Origin of the sequence: Pedobacter sp. D749 (assembly GCF_019317285.1) — a bacterium.
Lineage (GTDB): Bacteria > Bacteroidota > Bacteroidia > Sphingobacteriales > Sphingobacteriaceae > Pedobacter.
Genome location: NZ_CP079218.1, coordinates 2,666,688 through 2,684,397 on the forward strand (window position 1 = coordinate 2,666,688; position 17,710 = coordinate 2,684,397).

A 17,710-nucleotide genomic window follows, 5' to 3' on the forward strand; every position below is an offset into this window, starting at 1 on the left:
ACTCATTTCTAGTATGGATCTACATCTATCTGTGTAAAAACACCTTTAAATTCTTTGGTGGCATTAAATTGGGTCAGGGTCTCCCTCAATGCATCTTTAACCTTTTGAATGGCCGTATGCTTATCAGCTTTAATAATGATCTGTTTGATATAAAGATTCCGTACACGGCTTACCAACGGTTGCTCGGGACCTAAAACACGTTTACCAAATTTTCCTTTGAGGATGTTAGCCAGAGTGAATGCCGCGTGATCTAGTATATGAGAATCTTTATGTTTTACATACAAGAATATCATTCTGGAAAAAGGTGGATACAAGAATTTCTCGCGTTCAACGATTTCGTCGTTGTACATCCCTTCGTAATCATTGTTTACCACTTGTTTGATAATCCGGTTTTCTGCGTCGTAAGTCTGGATACAAACATTACCCTGATCGGCTCTTCTACCTGCCCTACCCGCAACCTGTGCCAACAGCTGGAAGCTCCTTTCGTAAGCGCGGAAATCGGGATAACCTAAAAGAGTATCGGCATTAATTACCCCTATAAGGTTCAGGTTGTCGAAATCAAGTCCTTTGGCCACCATCTGTGTGCCAATTAAAATATCGGTTTTCTTCTCTTGAAAGTCATTTAAAATCTGCTGAAGCCCATTTTTTGTCCGCGTACTGTCCATATCCAACCGGGCAATAGTAACCTCTGGATAAAGTAATCTGAGTTCTTCTTCAATCCGCTCGGTACCAAAACCTTTTTGCTCTACATGTACTGAACCACAAGCCGGACAGATATTAACACTGCTCTGCTGATAACCACAGTAGTGACAATGTAATTTCCCACTGCTTTTATGATAGGTTAAACTTACATCGCAGTTTACACATTTTGGGGTATAACCACAGGTTGCACAGATTAAAATGGTGGCATAGCCCCTCCTGTTCTGAAACAATACAATCTGCTCTTTTTTAGAAAGTGCCAGGTCGATATCTTTGATCAACACGCTCGAAAAATACGAACTCATCGTTTTTTTCTTGGTTTCTTCAGAGATACTTACTACCTGTTGGTTTGGCAATTGAACACCACCAAAACGTTCTTTCATCTCTACAAGTCCGTATTTGCCCTGTAAGGCATTGTAATAACTTTCTAAAGATGGAGTAGCCGAACCTAAAATCACTTTTGCCTGGTGCAGGTATCCTAAGTAAATGGCTGCATCCCTGGCCTGATAACGTGGTGCCGGATCATATTGTTTATATGAGGGTTCATGCTCTTCATCAACCACAATCAGTTTTAAATCCTGAAAGGGAAGAAAAACAGCTGAACGTGCGCCTAAGATTACTTTATAGGCACCTGTTCTTACCTTATTCCAGATTTCTACCCTTTCACTATTGTTGAATTTAGAATGGTATACTCCTATCGAATTGCCAAAATAACGTTTAATCCGCTCTACAATCTGTGTGGTTAAGGCAATTTCGGGAAGCAGGAACAATACTTGTCCATCTGTATTTTGAATAATTTTTTCGATCAGTTTAATATAAACCTGTGTTTTTCCTGATGCAGTGACACCATGCAGCAAAACCACCTCTTTCTCTTCAAAGTGCTGGTTAATCTGACCTAATGCTTTCTGCTGACCTTCGTTCAGTTCAAAATTAACACTAAACTCTTCATCGTGAGCGGCCAGGCGACTAACCGGCCTTTTCATTACCACAAAAATATCTTTGTCGGTTAAAGCCTTTAATGCCGCTGGTCCACAATTACTTTCTTCCAAAAGCTGTTCTTTAGCGATCGGAAGATTTGATTTTTGTAATTTCAGGTAAGCCAGCAAAGCGTCTAATTGTTTAGGTGCCTTATCCAAAACATTAAAAAGCTGTTTCAGATTTTCTTCATCGCTATAAAAATCATTTAAAATGATGAACGATTTAAGCAAAGGTTTATATTTCTGCACTACCTCCTCGGCAACCAGAATCAATTCTTTATCAAGTAAATGGTTGATGATGGGATACACCGTTTTCTGCCCCAGTAGCTTGGAAACATCATTAACTGTAAGTTTCTGTTGCTGTTTCAGTGCATTGATGATGATTTCTTCCTTATCGGTAAGCGCAGTATCTTCATTGTAATCTTCACGAAGAATCAATATGGTTTCGCTTGCCAATTTTAAACTTGCAGGTAACGCAGCCGCCATTACATCACCTTCATTGCACATATAATAATTGGTCATCCATGTCCAGAATTTAAGCTGCATGGGTGTAATTACAGGCTCGGCATCTACAACATCAATAATATATTTCGCCTCATAAGCCACTGGTGGTACCGTGCTGATTCCGCTAATTAAGGCCGTATAAATTTTATGCTTTCCAAATTGCACCACCACCCGTTTTCCAACAGCAATCTGGTCGTTTAAATCAAAAGGTACCCGATAAGTATAGTTTTTCGCCAAAGATAATGGCAAAATAACTTCCACAAAAAGTGTTTCTCTTTCTGAAAAAATATCGTTTTCGAAAGTATTCATTATTTATCTTTAAATGCCGCAAAAAAGAGCATTATCCATCCCAATACAAATAAAAGCCCGCCAATTGGTGTAATTGGTCCAATAAATTCAGTAAATCCTAAATGCGATATGCTTCGGGTAGCCAATAAATATAACGATCCTGAAAAAAGGATGATTCCAAATGTGAAGCAGAAATAAGCAATATTAATGAGTTTGTTCCGATAACGGGCGAAGGTAGAAAGGTACAATAGTGCAAATGTATGATAGAACTGATAATCAACACCTTTTTGCCAGATTTCTAATGATGGCCCATCAATTAAGGCCTTTAAGCCATGGGCACCGAATGCGCCCAGTAAAACAGCAACAGCACCAAAAAAAGAAGCAGTAAGGATTATTCGTTTATTCATAGTTAATTGCTAGTAGCAATCGCTAAATTAATAAATTGACAAAGAACTTCTCACTAATCAATGTAATAAATTAAATTTGTTGCACAGCAGATGAAAAAAATCGTAATTCTAACAAGTGCATTATTTTTAGGTGTAGCCTTTATGGCCTACCTTTATTTTTCGAAATTGGGAATTGATAATGATGCGAAAGACCTGGCGCTGCAATCGGCAACCAATAATGCCGCTTTGGTGTTTTCCTTTCAAAACGATAAAGGTTTTTACGATATCATTGAAGGGCAACAGCTTATCCAACAGGTTTTAGGGAAGGATAAAATGAACCTTTTAAAACAGCTAAAAACAAGCATTATCGACGATAATCTGCTAAACAGATACCTGAAAGATCAGCAAGTTTATATTAGTGTGCTGCCCGACTCGAATAAAACGCTAAACTTCTTAATCACCTTGCAGATACAACGTGATAATGACATCAAAAAATTCTACGAACAGTTAAAATTTAAAAAAGCGATCAGCGAAAATGCTAAGGATCTGTACACGGTGAAGCTCAATGACAGCTTATCGGTTTATTTAGGCATTCATAACCAGGTATTAACTGCATCAACATCGCTCAAACTGATCAATGATGCCAATGTACGTTTAACAGAAAATCCCTTTACCGAATACATTAAGGAGAATAACCGTCAAATTAAAAATGTACTCAGCCATGTTTATATTAATTTTAACCAGGCTCCCTTATTGATCAAAAATATTATTGCTGGCAACATTAATGGCGAGATTTCAATTTTTAACCAACAGAACAGTTTCGCTGTACTCAATTACAATTTCAGTAAAGAGAAAATTCTTTTCAACGGGAGTACCGAATTAAAAGATCAGCATAATTATCTTAAATTATTCGAAAACACCGCGGCCCAAAATACATCTATCCAAAATATCCTGCCTGATAATACTGCAAATTATGTACTTTATGCTTATGATAATTATGGTAAATGGCTCAAAAAACTGAATAGCTGGCAGGAACAGACGAAAATACTTTTAAAAACCAATGCCGCAATAAAAAAAGTAAAGGATGATTACAGAACAGATTTAAATTTGATTTTTACTACTTACACCAAAAATCAGTTTATTCTTTTTCAGTTAAGCACCAGCGAAAAACTAGGCGCAATTTCGTTATCAAATGGCGAAAAAGTAAAACAGTTATTGCTTGATGTAAGTGCAGATTATAACGAAGACATTAAGCTCTTTAAATCGACTGATATCTTATACAGTTATTTTGGCGAACCATTAAAAAAATTTGGCAGGCCATATTATACCATTGTAGATAATAACTTAGTTGTAGCCAATAATGCCAGCACGTTGCAATCATTTCTAAATAATTATAAAAACAACAGGCTTTTAATTCAAACGCCACAATATTTAGATGCAATGAACCAGATTTCTACCACTTCAAACATCAGCTATTACATCAATACTAAAAATTCTGCAGATATTTTCAGACACAACATCCAACTGAATTTCTACAAACATCTACGGGCCGATAGTGGTTTAAAAAGTTTCGATACTTTTTGCTACCAAATGAGTTCAGATAAAAACAAGTTCATCACTAACTTACTCTTAAACAAATACATACAAAATGAAACACCAGATTCATTAAGTAACCGTTAATAATGAACCATCCCTAGAAACTATTTTACATGAAGAAACTTTTACTGGCGTTACTGGCAATAACCAGCTTCAGTGTTGCAAATGCACAACAATATGCGCTTTTTGGCACGAAAACCATGTTTGATGCATTCGAAAATCCATCGCAGAAATCTTTCACCCTGGATTCATCACGAAGATTTTCTTCCAATTTCTTCTTACCTTATCTTGGAACGAATGCCATTAATAAGGGAAGCTCTAAGCTGGCTATAAGAAAATTAACACAAGAAGGTGTTTTTGATACCAGAAGTTTACCGATTGGCACCGGAGAAGTGAATCATTTTTTTGAGAACAGCAATATCTATGTAGCAGCCTTCAGGCTTTTCATGTCTTATAAAGATCAAAAAGAAATGGGTTTTTCGTGGCAGATCAGGTCTGATGCCAATATAGATTACACTAATGAAACTTTGGTTATTTTTAATTCATTCGAAAGATTTAATACCGACCAACTGTATTCCGGAATATTGGATACCAAGGGTTATGAACAAAGCTACCACCAATTTAGCTTTACCTATCGGGAAAACTGGAATAAAAGGCTGGCATTTGGTTTAAAAGCAAGTATATTGAGCGGAATACTTTATAACAAATTAGATGTTTCTGAATCTAATTTATATATCACATCCGGATCAAATGATCCGTTAATTAGCTTTAAAGGAACCTATTCAGCTAACTTCGCTGACTTTAAGGAGGTAGACCAGAAAAACTTTTTCCCAAATTTTAAAAACCCTGGTTTATCATTAGGTTTTGGAACAAATTATACCACGGAAAAGGGTTTGTTTTTAATGGCTAACATTAAAGATTTAGGATTTATCTGGTGGCGCAGTAATACCCAACGTACTACTATAGATCAACCGGACGGTATTCCGAATATAGTAAACAACCAGTCGAATATCAATCAGCAAATAAAAGACATTTTCCTCCATTCAGGGCAACCCAAAAAGTTTTTGGCCCCAACCAATGCTAAACTGGATGTTTATCTATCTAAACGTTATGATTTTTACAAACCCGCATTGGCTGTTTCGAAAAACCTGCTTTACAAAGGCGGGGACATCGCTTTTGTAAACACCTTTATTTTTAACGATCTTTCAGGAAGCATTACCCCATTATATAATTTAAATGGTGTTTTTATGGTTGGCCTGCAAGGGAAATACCAGACTCCAAATTTCGAGTTGTTTATGGGTACCGATAATTTGGTGGCTACCAGTTTCCAAACTTATGGACTACTTAAAAAAGATGCTACTGTAGGCAGCGGCCCCAATGGTGCTTCTTTTTACATGGGTGTAGGCATTAAATTCGGCAGTGTAGTTAACCATCCTCAATTTGCCGATATAATACCGGTCATAAATGGTAATGAAAGAGAAAGTTTCTTTAAAAGTTTGTTTTCGGTATTTAAAAGAAAGTAAATACCTTAACCTTGTACTTGTTGTTTTTTAGATTGGGTAACGACAAAATCTTTCAGGTAAAAGGGTTCGAAATAGGCTACATCTTCAAATTTACTGTTGCTGAAAGCTTTATTAGCTAAACCCGACATATATGTTGCAGAATTAAAGTTAGCTTCATCGAATTTTGCATTTTGATGTGTTAAAACTTCTGCACACTTGGCTGCTCCATCACCTATAAAAGTAAGCGTTTCCTTTGCGAGATCATCTGTAAAACTTGTTTCATCAATAATTTTAGCTTCAGTTGGTAAAATTATGTTTAACGATAGGTCGAAAATTGAGGTATACACTTCCATTCTACGGGCATCGATCATCGGACAAATTAAACCAGAATAATCCGGGTTCTCCGCTAAGTAACCGGCAGCCATCATTTCTAACGTTTCAATTGCGATCAGGGGTTTATCTAAGGCATAACAAAGTCCTTTAGCAGTAGAAACACCAATTCTCAATCCGGTATAAGATCCAGGACCTTTACTTACGGCGATGGCATCAAGTTCCTGATAGCTTAGTCCTGCAGTTTTAACTACTTCATCAATAAACAGGGTTAAATTTGCTGCGTGCAGGTTTTGTCCGTGCTCTTCTTTAAAAGAAATTGTTTTCCCGTTAACAGATAATGCCACAGAACAAATTGCCGTAGCGGTTTCTATTTGAAGTATTTTAGCCATGGGGCAAAGATAAGTAAAAATGGAAGATGTAAGAGGGATTATGGAAGATGGGCGTGGCTAGTCCGAAGTCTTTAGTCCGAAGTTAAATACCCTTTGTGTCGTGTCATACTGAAAAATAATTTTTGTATAAAAATCCTTCTAGGTACCGTCATTTCGAGCGGAGTACAACGCAGTTGAGAACCCGAAGGCTCTGCGAAGCAAAATCTGCCTAGATAGATCTCTCCATTTCGCTGCGCTACAGTCGAGATGACGACCATTCTATTGAATTCTGTCTTTAATAGCGGAGTCGAAGAATAATTGAACCAAACGAAATAGATTTCTCCGTTCCGCTGCCTTACATCTGATCGCTATCGGATCGAAATGACGGCCACCTTAATCAATAATCAAATGGCTAATGAATCAATAACCAGTCAGCTGTGGCAACAAATCAACTAATGACTAATGAACGATTAAACCTCGCTATGGAACCGGGTCGTGCCCATGTTTACCCCAGGGATGACAACGGCCTATACGTTTCAGCGCCAGCCAGCCACCTTTAAACGGGCCATGTTTTTTAATGGCCTCTATGCCATATTGTGAGCAGGTTGGTGTAAAGCGGCAGTTTGCGCCTAGCATAGGTGAAATGGCGTATTGATAAATTTTGATCAACCCTAAAAAAAACCATCCAAAAATTTTATTGATGAATTTCATTGGGCTGGATTAAATTTTGGAAACGCTTAAAGGTAGCGATCAGTTTTTTCTCGATGAAAGCAAATTCGTACTTATCCTTTCCTACAAACTGGATTGAAAACAAAAGCAATCCCCGATCTGCAGGTAATGACATGTAAAATTTATCTTGTTTATTTAGGCGATAAGCTTCGCGTATGCGGCGCTTGAGCAGATTGCGATCTACTGCCCGTTTATATCTTTTTTTAGGAACATTGATCACCACCTGCGCTTGTACATTCGCTGGTATATCAACAAAAAGATAAGAAATCCGGAAGGGATATAATAAAAAAGAAGAACCGTTTTTAAACAGCAGGTCTAAATGTTTCCTGCTGCATAACCGTTCTTCTTTCTTGAATGTGTACATATATTTTGATTGATAATTGCAGACTTTGATCTGCCGATTCCGAATTAACGGAAAAGCAATCAAAAATTATGCTTTATGCTTGCGTTCGTCAGAAACTGTTAATCTTTTTCTTCCTTTAGCACGACGTGATGCTAATACTCGTCTGCCGTTAGCTGTTGCCATTCTTTCGCGGAAGCCGTGTTTGTTTCTTCTCTTTCTTTGCGAAGGTTGGTATGTTCTTTTCATGACTGTATATTATCTATTGTAAAATTAAGAGGTGCAAATATAAAGCGATTTCTCTACAAATGCAAGAGTGATTAATTATTATTTTTTCTATTTAAATGCAAATGTAATAATTCTTTTGAAAAAGATGCCTTGTGGGCATTTAAAATATGTGCTTGTATGTTTTATTGTTTCACCAAACGTTCCCACGGAACGAAAATATAAATATTTTTTCCACCCATAATCCATTTCGATGCATTGTCATCCTGATATAGAACGCTAGAAAGGATCAAGCATCAATAACAGCAACGACAGCCGTAAAATAAACCTGATTGGAGTGGAAACCCTTTTTGTCAGCCTGAGCGCAGTCGAAGGGTAAAAAGATTGTAACGGAAAGCAGGGCTAACAATAATTTTAGCACTCAATTGCTTTGCAAAAAAAACTAATGACTACATAGTGAGCTAACATCTTTCTGGCAATGAAGATCCTGATCCCGAAGTTTCGGGACAGGGTGACACCAGTTATAAACATTACTTTTTACAAGCCCAGCGCGGCCTTCAATTTTACATAACCTGTTTTACTCACAGGCAACCAAATATCAGACTTTAACAAAACCACATAACTATCTTTCTCTTTAAGCTCTATTTTAGTTACCTGAGCCAGATTAATGATATACGATCGGTGTATGCGAATAAACTGGCCCACATCTAGCGTTTGTTCGAAATAAGCCATTGTTTTGTTCTTATAGAAGGCACCATCAACGGTACTTAATTTCACATAATCATCATCAGCTTCTAAATAGTTGATATCGGCAACAGGAATAATCTTAATTACGCCATCTTTTTTAACCACTACTCTATTGTTTTGAGCCGGACTTAAAGCTGCAGCATCCAAAACAGCCTCTGTATTTTCTGTTTGATTTAATTTTCCCGGTAACTTTTTAATAGCAGCATCGAAGCGCGACTTATCAATTGGCTTAAGCAAATAATCTACTGCATTAACTTCAAAAGCTTTAATGGCATATTCATCAAAAGCTGTGGTAAAAATTACCGCAGGTTTGTCTTCCACCAGTTCGAGCATTTCGAAACCACTGATTTTAGGCATCTGTATATCGAGAAAAATTAAATCAGGCTTATGTAAGGTAATGGCTTTTAATCCTTCAAACCCATCCACACATTCTGCTACAATCTCTATTTCTGCATGATCTGAAAGGTAATATTTTACAATATCTCTCGCTAAAGGCTCATCGTCAATTAGTATTGTTCTGATCATTTTTCTGTGGAATTTTTAGGGTGGTAATATATAAATTATTTGCCTCAATATCGGTTTGTAATAAATGGGTATTTGCAAATAACAGATATAACCTGCGTTTAATGGCACTTAAACCAAATCCTGTACCTCCGGCAGCTTTCATCTCCGGATCGAAAGGATTTTGTACACGCAACTGTAAAATATTGTACTCTACAGTGACATCAACTTTGATGGTAATGCCTGCAGATGTGTTATACAGTCCGAATTTAATGGCATTTTCTACGATGGGTTGCAATAATGTACCGGGCAGACAAAGATTTAAAGTATCTTCAGCAACGTTAACTTCAATGTTTAACCTATGGCTAAACCTCACTTTTTCGATATCGAGATACAGTTGAATATACTCCATTTCTTCTTCCACAGAAACCCATAACTCATCATCGCGTTTTAGGGTACCACGTAAAAAAGAAGCCAATTTTGTAATCATTACTCCCGCCTCTTTTGGATTAACCATGGTAAGTGCAAATACCGAATTTAAACTATTAAAAAGAAAATGCGGCTGTAATTGGTGTCTTAACTTATTTAGCTCAGCCTCTTTAGCTAAACTTTTAGCTGCCGATAGTCTTTCGTGTGTTTCTGATTGTTCTTCCAGCCTATACCATAAAATATTAGCTAAAGCACACCAGGCTAAACACATAAAGGAAATTAAGCCTCTAAAGGCAAAAGAGAAATTGTAAAAATCTTTGTATTCTTTATAATCGACAAAAATATAAAGAACGCTGTATTTAGCAGCATAAATAATTACAAATGTGAGGGCCAGCGTAATAATCAGTACATAGAGAATCCGTTCATTTTTTGGCTGATAATAACCCAGCATATTGCTTAACCCTATACAAGCCAAGGCCAGCAAAAAGTTATTGGTTAAGCTATCGGTTATCGCTATCCACCAGGAAAAATTAACTACATAATGTAATCCGGCACCACACAATACCGTCCACACGATTGCAATGGTAAGCGATACTTTCTGTATTTGCGGAACGGATAAAGGTCTAGTTGTCAAAATGATTTTGATTAGTTAATGATTTATTACGGTGCGCCAGCTTTTCCAGGTATTGTGTAACTGATTTAGGCTCAACAATCCTGGAACTTACTTCTACACCATCGGTAAGTTCTGCAACTTCCGATATTCCACCTACACCTAAAAACTTCCATGTTACTTTATCACCCTGGCAATTATTAAAAGAGGGATTAAAGTGTATGGCATTCAAATTAGCTTTGCTTAAGACTTGCTTTATACCTTCTGCCTGGATTAAACGCGTTTGTTCATTAAATTGGGGCGTATGCTTTCCTTCACCACAAATTACCTGATAAATACAATTTACTGCAAACCATTTCATAGGCGATGTTTATAATAAATGTTTAGAAACTTTTAATTTCAATCCCGCCAAATAAAGCCGTCCCATCTAAGATTAATGTTTTTTTCAACTCGGCTACTGGCATTACATGTGATCTTTTATCTTCAACGCTCCCAAATAATGCCGTTACGTTCGATTTTATTGCCCAGTTTTGGGGTACAATTAATTTAATTCCTCCAAAAACTGCCGTTACATCGAGTGATACTGTTTCAGAAAAATCAGCCTGGGTCATTACAATATCGGCACCGCCAAAAACGGCCGTAATATCGCCGCCCTGAAAGTTTTTGGTGTAAACCGTTTGATGGCTACCACCAAAAACGGCCATTACATCAATAACATCATTATTATTTGCGGTCTTATGATCGCTAGCCGTGTCAAAATCAAAATCGGCTTTGTTTTTATCTTTACGTTTTTTCTTAAAACCAAAAGTATCCTTTGGTCTGAAGATTAAAAAACCGCCTACTATCACTAAACCAATACCTAAAGCGTATTTAGATAGGTCGAGATCTAATCCAGGTATACTACATAAGGTATTGTAAGCGCCGATTAAAATCAAAATTAGCCAGGCTATTCCTTTAAAGTTACGACGAACGCCGAGAAATACACCAAGTAAAATTAAAAAATTAGACCAGCTGAATATCCACCTCGGAATCGCTAATCCCATATTGTTCAATAGAAATGCAAATCCGATGATGACTATGATGAAACCGCTCCAAACCCTTCCTGAGTTTTTAAGTTGGCTATTATCGTTATTATTAATATTTTCCATTTGTGCTCGTATTTAATAATTCAAAAATATTGATAAGCACCTGATCATAATATAGACAACACGCAAGAACTCCGTAAAAAGCGGTAAGTGCCCTTATTTTATCGGTGAAAATTATTTTGTTATTTTGATGGTATGAAATTTCTCCTATTAATGTTTGTTCTTGTTACTTCTACCTGCTTAAAGGCACAGGAAATGAGTATCGACTATAAAATCTACGATGTAAAAAAACAAAAATTGATATCGATAGATGATATTGTTGCTGATATGGAGCAGGCAGATGTATTATTCTTTGGCGAAGATCATAACGATTCTGTAGGGCACTACCTTGAAGCGCTGCTTTTCAGAAAACTCCATTCAAAATATCCATTAAAAACGGCGCTATCTTTAGAAATGTTCCATACTGATGTACAACCTGAGTTAGACGAATACCTGGCAGGATTAATATCAGAAAAAAATTTTATTAAAGAAAGCAGGGCCTGGGGAAATTACAAAGATTACAGACCTTTAATTGAGTATGCCAAACAGAACGGGTTAAAAGTTATTGCGGCAAATGCGGCAACGCGTTACAGCAATGCTGTTACACAAGGCGGACTTAAGGTTTTAGAAAATTTCCCAAAAACATCATTCAATTTTTTACCTCCCTTACCTATTGATACGGCTCAGGGTAGATATTATGAAAAATTTACAGAAACTTTGGGTGGACACAGTATGGGTTCCATGAAAATTTATCAGACCCAAAATTTATGGGATGCGACCATGGCCTGGTCTATCAATAAATTTATTAAGGCGAACAGGGGCATAAAGGTTTTTCAACTTAACGGGCGTTTCCATAGCGATGAAAAACTAGGGACTCTTGCAAAACTCCAACAATTAAATCCAAAATTAAAAATCCTGAGTATTTCGTCCTTTTCTGATGAAAGTTTTATCAACCCCAATTGGGAGAAATTTAAAAATCTTGGTGATTATATTATAATAACAGATCCAACGGTAAAAAGGAGTTATTAACCTGAATCAGTTAAAGATGTTCAGCAGATATTTATCACTTTAGTCCTCACCCCGACGAAAGTACCTAAAAATAAGTTCTTAAAAACAAATAGCTCCGCAACCGGGACAGGTCTGCGGAGCTTTTACATTTTATGCTTTTGCTTTTAGTAAATCTCTGATTTCAGTTAAAAGCACTTCTTCTTTTGTAGGCACAGGTGGTGCGGCAATTGCTACGGCTTCTTCTTTCTTTTTCATTCTGTTAATTGCCTTAACCATAATAAAAACAATTAATGCCAATAGTATGAAGTTGATCGCAACCGTAATAAAATTACCATAGGCAAATATAGCGGCATCCGGAGCAGCTTTTTTGGCATCTGCCAACGATGCGCCTTCAGGAATAAGTTCTGATCCTTTACCCATTGCAAAGTAAATGCTGCTGAAATCTGGTTTACCCACCATAGCAGCAACTACAGGCATTATCAAGTCTTCAATTACACTGGTCACTATCTTACCGAAAGCTCCACCAATAATAACTCCGACTGCTAAATCGAAAGCATTCCCCTTAATGGCAAACTCTTTAAATTCTTTTACGAACCCCATACTTATTTTCGTTTAGTTTTATTTATTTACTAAAGTAGCAAACATTAAACTCAATACAAATGTTTAGCAAATTAATTTTAAAACCAAACATATCGATAGCATTTAGATCAAATCAGCATAATATCTGAAATCTATTGTTTATTTTTGCCCTATTCTTTTCTATTTAATATGCTAAAACAACACCTACAACAAAAATTATTACAAAAGTTATCACCACAACAAATACAGTTTATTAAATTGTTGCAGGTACCAACCGTTGCTTTAGATACCCGTGTAAAAGAAGAACTCGAAGAAAACCCAGCGCTTGAAGATCCAAGCTTAATGACTCAGGATGAGCCAAAGAGTGAATATGATGATTTAAATGATGGACCTGAAGATTACGAACAACCATCAGAAGATACCAGCATGGATGAGTTTAATGTAGATGACTATCTACAGGATGATTCGACCAACGATTACAGCACCAACTACAATAATGGCGACGACGATGAGGAGAAAAAAGAAACGCCAATAGCTATAGAAAGTACATTTTTTGAAAGTTTACAAGAGCAATTAGACCTTATTCCCCTATCCGATCAGGATTTTATTATCGGCAAACAGATTATTGGCAGTTTAGATGATGATGGTTATTTACGCCGTCCGTTGGGCTCCATGATCGATGACCTTGCTTTTTCTCAGAATGTTATTGTTGAGGAAGAGGATGTATTGGAAATGTTAAAACTGATCCAAAGCTTCGATCCTCCGGGCATTGGCGCAAGAGACCTGAAAGAATGTTTACTGATCCAGTTAAAAAGAAAAGATCCGAACAATCCCATTATAGTTAAAGCAATGAATGTTGTAGAAAACTATCTGGATGAATTTACACGCAAACACTACGATAAATTAGAAAAAAGTTTAGGCTTGGATAGCGAAGAGCTTAAAGAGGTGGTAAATGAAATTTTACGTTTAAATCCGAAACCAGGTGATGCCAATCAGGTTACGACTAAACAAATGCAGATTATTCCTGATTTCCACATCAGCAATAACGATGGCATATTAATTTTGACTTTAAATTCGAAAAATGCTCCAGAATTAAAGGTAAGCAGATCTTACCAGGAAATGTTTGAGCATTACGACAAGGCTGCATCTAAAGATAAAAAGCTAAAAGAGGCTGTTCAGTTTGTTAAACAAAAATTAGATTCCGCCCGATGGTTTATAGATGCGATTAAACAAAGACAACAAACTTTGTTAAAAACGATGAATGCCATTATGCACTATCAATACGAATATTTTTTAACGGCTGATGAGCGTAAAATGCGCCCGATGATCTTAAAAGATATTGCAGATAAAATCGATATGGATATCTCAACCGTATCCAGGGTGGCCAACTCTAAATATGTACAAACCGAATTTGGCACATTCCTGTTAAAATCTTTCTTCTCAGAAGCTATACAGACTGAAAACGGTGAAGAAGTTTCTAATAAAGAAGTAAAAAAGATTTTAGAAGATTGCATTGGCAATGAAGATAAGCGCAAACCTTTGGCAGATGAAAAACTAACCGAAATTTTAAAAGAAAGAGGTTACAACATTGCCAGAAGAACGGTTGCGAAATATCGTGAACAAATGAATATTCCGGTAGCAAGGCTGAGGAAAGAACTTTAGTTCAGTTGGCAGTTTTCAGTTATTAGTTTACAGTTACTATCTAAAGTATAGAATTTCAAATTGCCAAATGATAGTGCTGCGCTCGAAATATAAGTGGTGTATTTTGTGATTGGGAAATGAGCAGTTCTTTGTGCGTGGCAGCTTCAGTCCCGCTTTCCATTCCAAGTCCACACTCGTTCCTCGCTTATGGGCTTTCCATTACATCCGATAGCTATCGGATCGGGTTTATGAGCATAGGCCTGTGCATTTTCACCTTTGAAATTGAATAATGGCTTAGCTATTTAGCTCCTGTTATAGCGTTACTATAATATAGTCCTCGTTTGCAGCATTACTCTAATGTCATTAAGTTAAACACTGCGATTGTCAGTCTGAGCGTAGTCGAAGACTTATTTAGATTGATAAATCACAATCAATAGAATCCAATAAAAGATGACAACTCCACTTTAATATGGTTCCCTGTTAAATCATCAACTGATTGATATTAATAAATATCACCTTTATTTAATTTGGATAAGATATGAAACCAAAGCCAACTTATTAATTGGCTATATGATAAAAATTCAGTTATTTCCCTGGTCGGACTGGTCGCCGCTACCATATTTCTCTGAAAAATCTTTGGCCTTTTCATCTGCCTCATAATGACTATGCGCTTCAGGCTCCAGATTCTCATCTAAACGATCGTTCCAATTGTCAAGTCCTTTTTCAGGATTTTCAGCATTTTCTTTGGTAAAATCTGATTTTGATTTGGCCAGGTCTTGTTTTTGATTTTCCATTCTTTGGTATTTATTTTAAATAAAACAGCGCCCGTGAGGGAATGTTTCACTAATAAGAATTATTTAACTGGCGGCTCATTTTTGGCATCCTTAAATTCTTTTACACTCTTCCCTATCCCCCTCATTAATTCAGGTAGTTTCTTACCACCAAAAATAAGCAGGATAACCACGCCGATTAAAATAATTTCTACTGCAGACATATCGTTATATTTTTCCCAATATACGTGATTTCTTTTGAACCGGATTGTTTGATTATTGGTTTATCAGGGAAATTGCTTTTAAAACATGTGTAAAAATTAATTAGCCACAGAAGCACAGAAATCACGGAGGAGATTAAAGTTTTTCCGTGTTTTTCGTGCTTCCGTGGCAAACATAATGCTTAGGCATGCGCAGAAAGAGGAAGAATTATCAGAGAAAAGTTAAAAGCGATTTCCCTGATTTGTTCATTGTCCATTAGCAAATTTGGTCATTGGCTTCCTAGTACCCGGCATAAACTCCAAATTGAATTGATGAATTATACTGGAAAGATTCTGAAACAAGTTCAGTATGACGAAACTAAGAAAATAACCGGCGCTTAACGCCTGGCCCTAAAAACTAAACCAGCAACGCATTTAAAGTTCTTTTTTTAATGTTTGGTACCGCACCATGGCGCATAAATTCAGCAAAACCTTTTAACTGTTTAATCGACTTGATGGCTTCATAGCCTTCATATGATGTTCTGATTTTGTTCAGCAACATGGTATCTGTTTTAAACAGGTCACTTTCAACCAATATTCCTTTATTCAAAAATTTCTTAATCAGTTCGGCCATTTTGCCATTGGCATATAAATGAAGGGGCAATTTAAACACATCATTATTCAGCTTCTCAAAAGCTTCATTAATCCAGGCTACTTCAGTTTCTGCATTTACCGCAATTTTTCCATCTTTCAATACAATGGAAGTCAAAAATTCGCGTGCACGCTGGCGGGAAATTACCCCACCATGAATACCATCGCGTAAAGTATAATCCAAACGATCAGCACAGAGTGCTGGTAAGGGCTGTTCTAAAATGTCAAAGGTGCCATACAGAATCTGGTTAACATTATATCCATATTTCAACAGCACATCAGGCACTTCTGATTTACATAAAACTTCGGCAAAAACCTTTTCATGATAATCTTCGTCCAGATTATCGAAAACATAATCCCCCACATGAGAAAAAGCAGTATGTGAAATATCGTGTAGCAAGCCTGCAATTTGCTCCAGTTCCGAGCCACCAAGCATCCTGATCAGCATGGTTACTCCAACGGCATGCTCTAACCGCGAATGGCAGATATCCGGATTGACCAAAAATATAGCACCGCTTTGATGAACCCCACCTAACCTTTTTAAAGCGTCAGTATTTAACAGATCAGAAAATACCATTGGCAGTTCCATTTTGCCATACAAAAAATCGTTCACCTGAATCATATTGCCTTGCTTTAGTTAAAAGAATAATCAGCAACAAAAATACTAAATAAATTAGCTTTACAGCGAAAAATTATCAACATTAAAACAAGCTAAAAACTAAATTAATTAGTCAAAAACCAACTTTCAAATATTTTGAAAGCTATTATTACAATTTCGTGATCAACAAAAAACCAGCAGTAAAAACAACCCGATTAATTAAACGTTATACTTGTAAAAAATAGCGATATGGCAACTGCTGAACAAATTAGAAAAGGGTATTTAGATTATGTTTTAACGAACAATGAAAAGCCTAAATCGGTTTACATTTTTGCAAAAAAGATTAAAATTACCGAAGCCGATTTTTATCAGTTTTTCTCTTCTTTCGAAAGCATTGAAAAAACAACATGGTTCGAACTTACTTTCGAAACCATTACAAAAATCAAAGAGCAGGAAGTTTGGCTCCAGTATACGGCCAGAGAAAAAATGCTTTCTTTCTTTTACAGTTATCTCGAAAATCTGAAGAATGAGCGCAGTTTTGTGATTTATAGCTTAAAAAATCACCGGGGTAAATTTTCTACCCCTGATGTACTGGCTGGTGTAAAGCCTATTTTCGAGAACTTTGCACAGGAAATTATTGAAGAGGGTTTAGATAGTGGAGAACTTGCTGAGCGCCGCTTTTTAAGCAAAAGATATAAGGATGCCTTATGGATCCAGTTTGCCTTTATTCTTAATTTCTGGATCAACGATGATAGTGAGGGTTTCGAAAAAAGCGACGAAGCCATAGAAAAAGGCATCAACGTTACTTTCGATCTTTTTCAGCATTCGCCAATTGATAATTTATTGGAATACGGGAAATTTTTATCCAGAAACGGAAAATTTGCAGAAAAGATGAGGTTTTAAAC

The 17,710-nt window shown here is 36.6% G+C and carries 19 protein-coding genes; 5 read left to right on the forward strand and 14 right to left on the reverse strand.

Annotation, left to right across the window (positions count from 1 at the left end; translation table 11 throughout):
• Window positions 1-8: 8 nt before the first annotated feature.
• Together priA and KYH19_RS10745 are read right to left on the reverse strand one after the other, a co-directional pair.
• Window positions 9-2,489: a primosomal protein N' gene (gene priA / locus KYH19_RS10740; RefSeq protein WP_219078693.1), complete on the reverse strand. Its 2,481-nt coding sequence runs from the start codon at window positions 2,487-2,489 to the stop codon at window positions 9-11.
• Window positions 2,489-2,875 (reverse strand): DUF423 domain-containing protein, encoded by a 387-nt coding sequence (locus KYH19_RS10745; RefSeq protein WP_029279875.1) that lies wholly within the window; start codon window positions 2,873-2,875, stop codon window positions 2,489-2,491. The genes priA and KYH19_RS10745 overlap by 1 nt, the downstream gene beginning before the upstream one ends.
• Window positions 2,876-2,965: 90 nt before the next feature.
• Here KYH19_RS10745 and KYH19_RS10750 point away from each other — a divergent pair, with 90 nt between their 5' ends.
• Both KYH19_RS10750 and KYH19_RS10755 read left to right on the forward strand, forming a co-directional pair.
• A complete protein-coding gene (locus KYH19_RS10750; protein WP_219078694.1) occupies window positions 2,966-4,534 on the forward strand; it encodes a DUF3352 domain-containing protein in 1,569 nt (522 codons plus the stop codon).
• A gap of 29 nt (window positions 4,535-4,563) precedes the next feature.
• Window positions 4,564-5,973 (forward strand): DUF5723 family protein, encoded by a 1,410-nt coding sequence (locus tag KYH19_RS10755; RefSeq protein WP_219078695.1) that lies wholly within the window; start codon window positions 4,564-4,566, stop codon window positions 5,971-5,973.
• 5 nt (window positions 5,974-5,978) lie between these two features.
• Here KYH19_RS10755 and tsaB read toward each other — a convergent pair whose 3' ends face one another.
• The 8 genes from tsaB to KYH19_RS10795 all read right to left on the reverse strand — a co-directional run bounded on the left by tsaB (window position 5,979) and on the right by KYH19_RS10795 (window position 11,382).
• Window positions 5,979-6,674 (reverse strand): tRNA (adenosine(37)-N6)-threonylcarbamoyltransferase complex dimerization subunit type 1 TsaB, encoded by a 696-nt coding sequence (tsaB, locus tag KYH19_RS10760; RefSeq protein WP_219078696.1) that lies wholly within the window; start codon window positions 6,672-6,674, stop codon window positions 5,979-5,981.
• Between the two features lie 459 nt (window positions 6,675-7,133).
• Complete coding sequence (yidD, locus tag KYH19_RS10765; protein WP_025142648.1) at window positions 7,134-7,364, reverse strand: membrane protein insertion efficiency factor YidD; 231 nt, start codon at window positions 7,362-7,364, stop codon at window positions 7,134-7,136.
• Window positions 7,348-7,746, reverse strand: coding sequence for a ribonuclease P protein component (locus KYH19_RS10770; protein WP_132396881.1), 399 nt, complete (start codon window positions 7,744-7,746; stop codon window positions 7,348-7,350). The genes yidD and KYH19_RS10770 overlap by 17 nt, the downstream gene beginning before the upstream one ends.
• Window positions 7,747-7,812: 66 nt before the next feature.
• Complete coding sequence (gene rpmH / locus KYH19_RS10775; RefSeq protein ID WP_010601723.1) at window positions 7,813-7,971, reverse strand: 50S ribosomal protein L34; 159 nt, start codon at window positions 7,969-7,971, stop codon at window positions 7,813-7,815.
• A gap of 513 nt (window positions 7,972-8,484) precedes the next feature.
• A complete protein-coding gene (locus KYH19_RS10780; RefSeq protein WP_219078697.1) occupies window positions 8,485-9,219 on the reverse strand; it encodes a LytTR family DNA-binding domain-containing protein in 735 nt (244 codons plus the stop codon).
• On the reverse strand, window positions 9,197-10,258 hold the full coding sequence (locus tag KYH19_RS10785) for a sensor histidine kinase (RefSeq protein ID WP_255562616.1): 1,062 nt from the start codon (window positions 10,256-10,258) through the stop codon (window positions 9,197-9,199). Before KYH19_RS10785 ends, KYH19_RS10780 begins: the two co-directional genes overlap by 23 nt.
• On the reverse strand, window positions 10,248-10,595 hold the full coding sequence (locus KYH19_RS10790) for a DUF4288 domain-containing protein (RefSeq protein WP_193420288.1): 348 nt from the start codon (window positions 10,593-10,595) through the stop codon (window positions 10,248-10,250). The genes KYH19_RS10785 and KYH19_RS10790 overlap by 11 nt, the downstream gene beginning before the upstream one ends.
• Before the next feature lie 22 nt (window positions 10,596-10,617).
• Window positions 10,618-11,382 carry a LiaF domain-containing protein gene (locus KYH19_RS10795; protein ID WP_219078698.1) on the reverse strand — a complete coding sequence of 255 codons (765 nt, stop codon included), beginning with the start codon at window positions 11,380-11,382 and terminating at the stop codon, window positions 10,618-10,620.
• A 132-nt stretch (window positions 11,383-11,514) separates the two neighbouring features.
• Between KYH19_RS10795 and KYH19_RS10800 the strand changes: the two genes are divergently transcribed.
• A complete protein-coding gene (locus tag KYH19_RS10800; protein ID WP_219078699.1) occupies window positions 11,515-12,387 on the forward strand; it encodes a ChaN family lipoprotein in 873 nt (290 codons plus the stop codon).
• Window positions 12,388-12,516: 129 nt separating this feature from the next.
• On the opposite strand, the gene mscL is transcribed toward KYH19_RS10800, so the two are convergent.
• Window positions 12,517-12,966 (reverse strand): large conductance mechanosensitive channel protein MscL, encoded by a 450-nt coding sequence (gene mscL / locus KYH19_RS10805; RefSeq protein WP_121284697.1) that lies wholly within the window; start codon window positions 12,964-12,966, stop codon window positions 12,517-12,519.
• A gap of 168 nt (window positions 12,967-13,134) precedes the next feature.
• Here mscL and rpoN point away from each other — a divergent pair, with 168 nt between their 5' ends.
• The gene (rpoN, locus tag KYH19_RS10810) at window positions 13,135-14,607 is read left to right on the forward strand and encodes an RNA polymerase factor sigma-54 (RefSeq protein ID WP_121284696.1); all 1,473 of its coding nucleotides are present in this window, start codon (window positions 13,135-13,137) and stop codon (window positions 14,605-14,607) included.
• 560 nt (window positions 14,608-15,167) lie between these two features.
• Here rpoN and KYH19_RS10815 read toward each other — a convergent pair.
• From KYH19_RS10815 to KYH19_RS10825, 3 genes are all read right to left on the reverse strand, one after another.
• Entirely contained in the window at window positions 15,168-15,380 is a 213-nt protein-coding gene (locus KYH19_RS10815) for a hypothetical protein (protein ID WP_219078700.1), read from the reverse strand.
• A gap of 59 nt (window positions 15,381-15,439) precedes the next feature.
• Window positions 15,440-15,580, reverse strand: a complete 141-nt coding sequence (locus KYH19_RS10820; RefSeq protein ID WP_121284694.1) for a twin-arginine translocase TatA/TatE family subunit — start codon at window positions 15,578-15,580, stop codon at window positions 15,440-15,442.
• Between the two features lie 394 nt (window positions 15,581-15,974).
• Window positions 15,975-16,829 (reverse strand): HD domain-containing protein, encoded by an 855-nt coding sequence (locus KYH19_RS10825; protein WP_219078701.1) that lies wholly within the window; start codon window positions 16,827-16,829, stop codon window positions 15,975-15,977.
• Window positions 16,830-17,054: 225 nt separating this feature from the next.
• On the opposite strand from KYH19_RS10825, the gene KYH19_RS10830 reads away from it, so the two are divergent.
• Complete coding sequence (locus KYH19_RS10830; protein WP_132396869.1) at window positions 17,055-17,708, forward strand: TetR family transcriptional regulator C-terminal domain-containing protein; 654 nt, start codon at window positions 17,055-17,057, stop codon at window positions 17,706-17,708.
• Window positions 17,709-17,710: the final 2 nt, after the last annotated feature.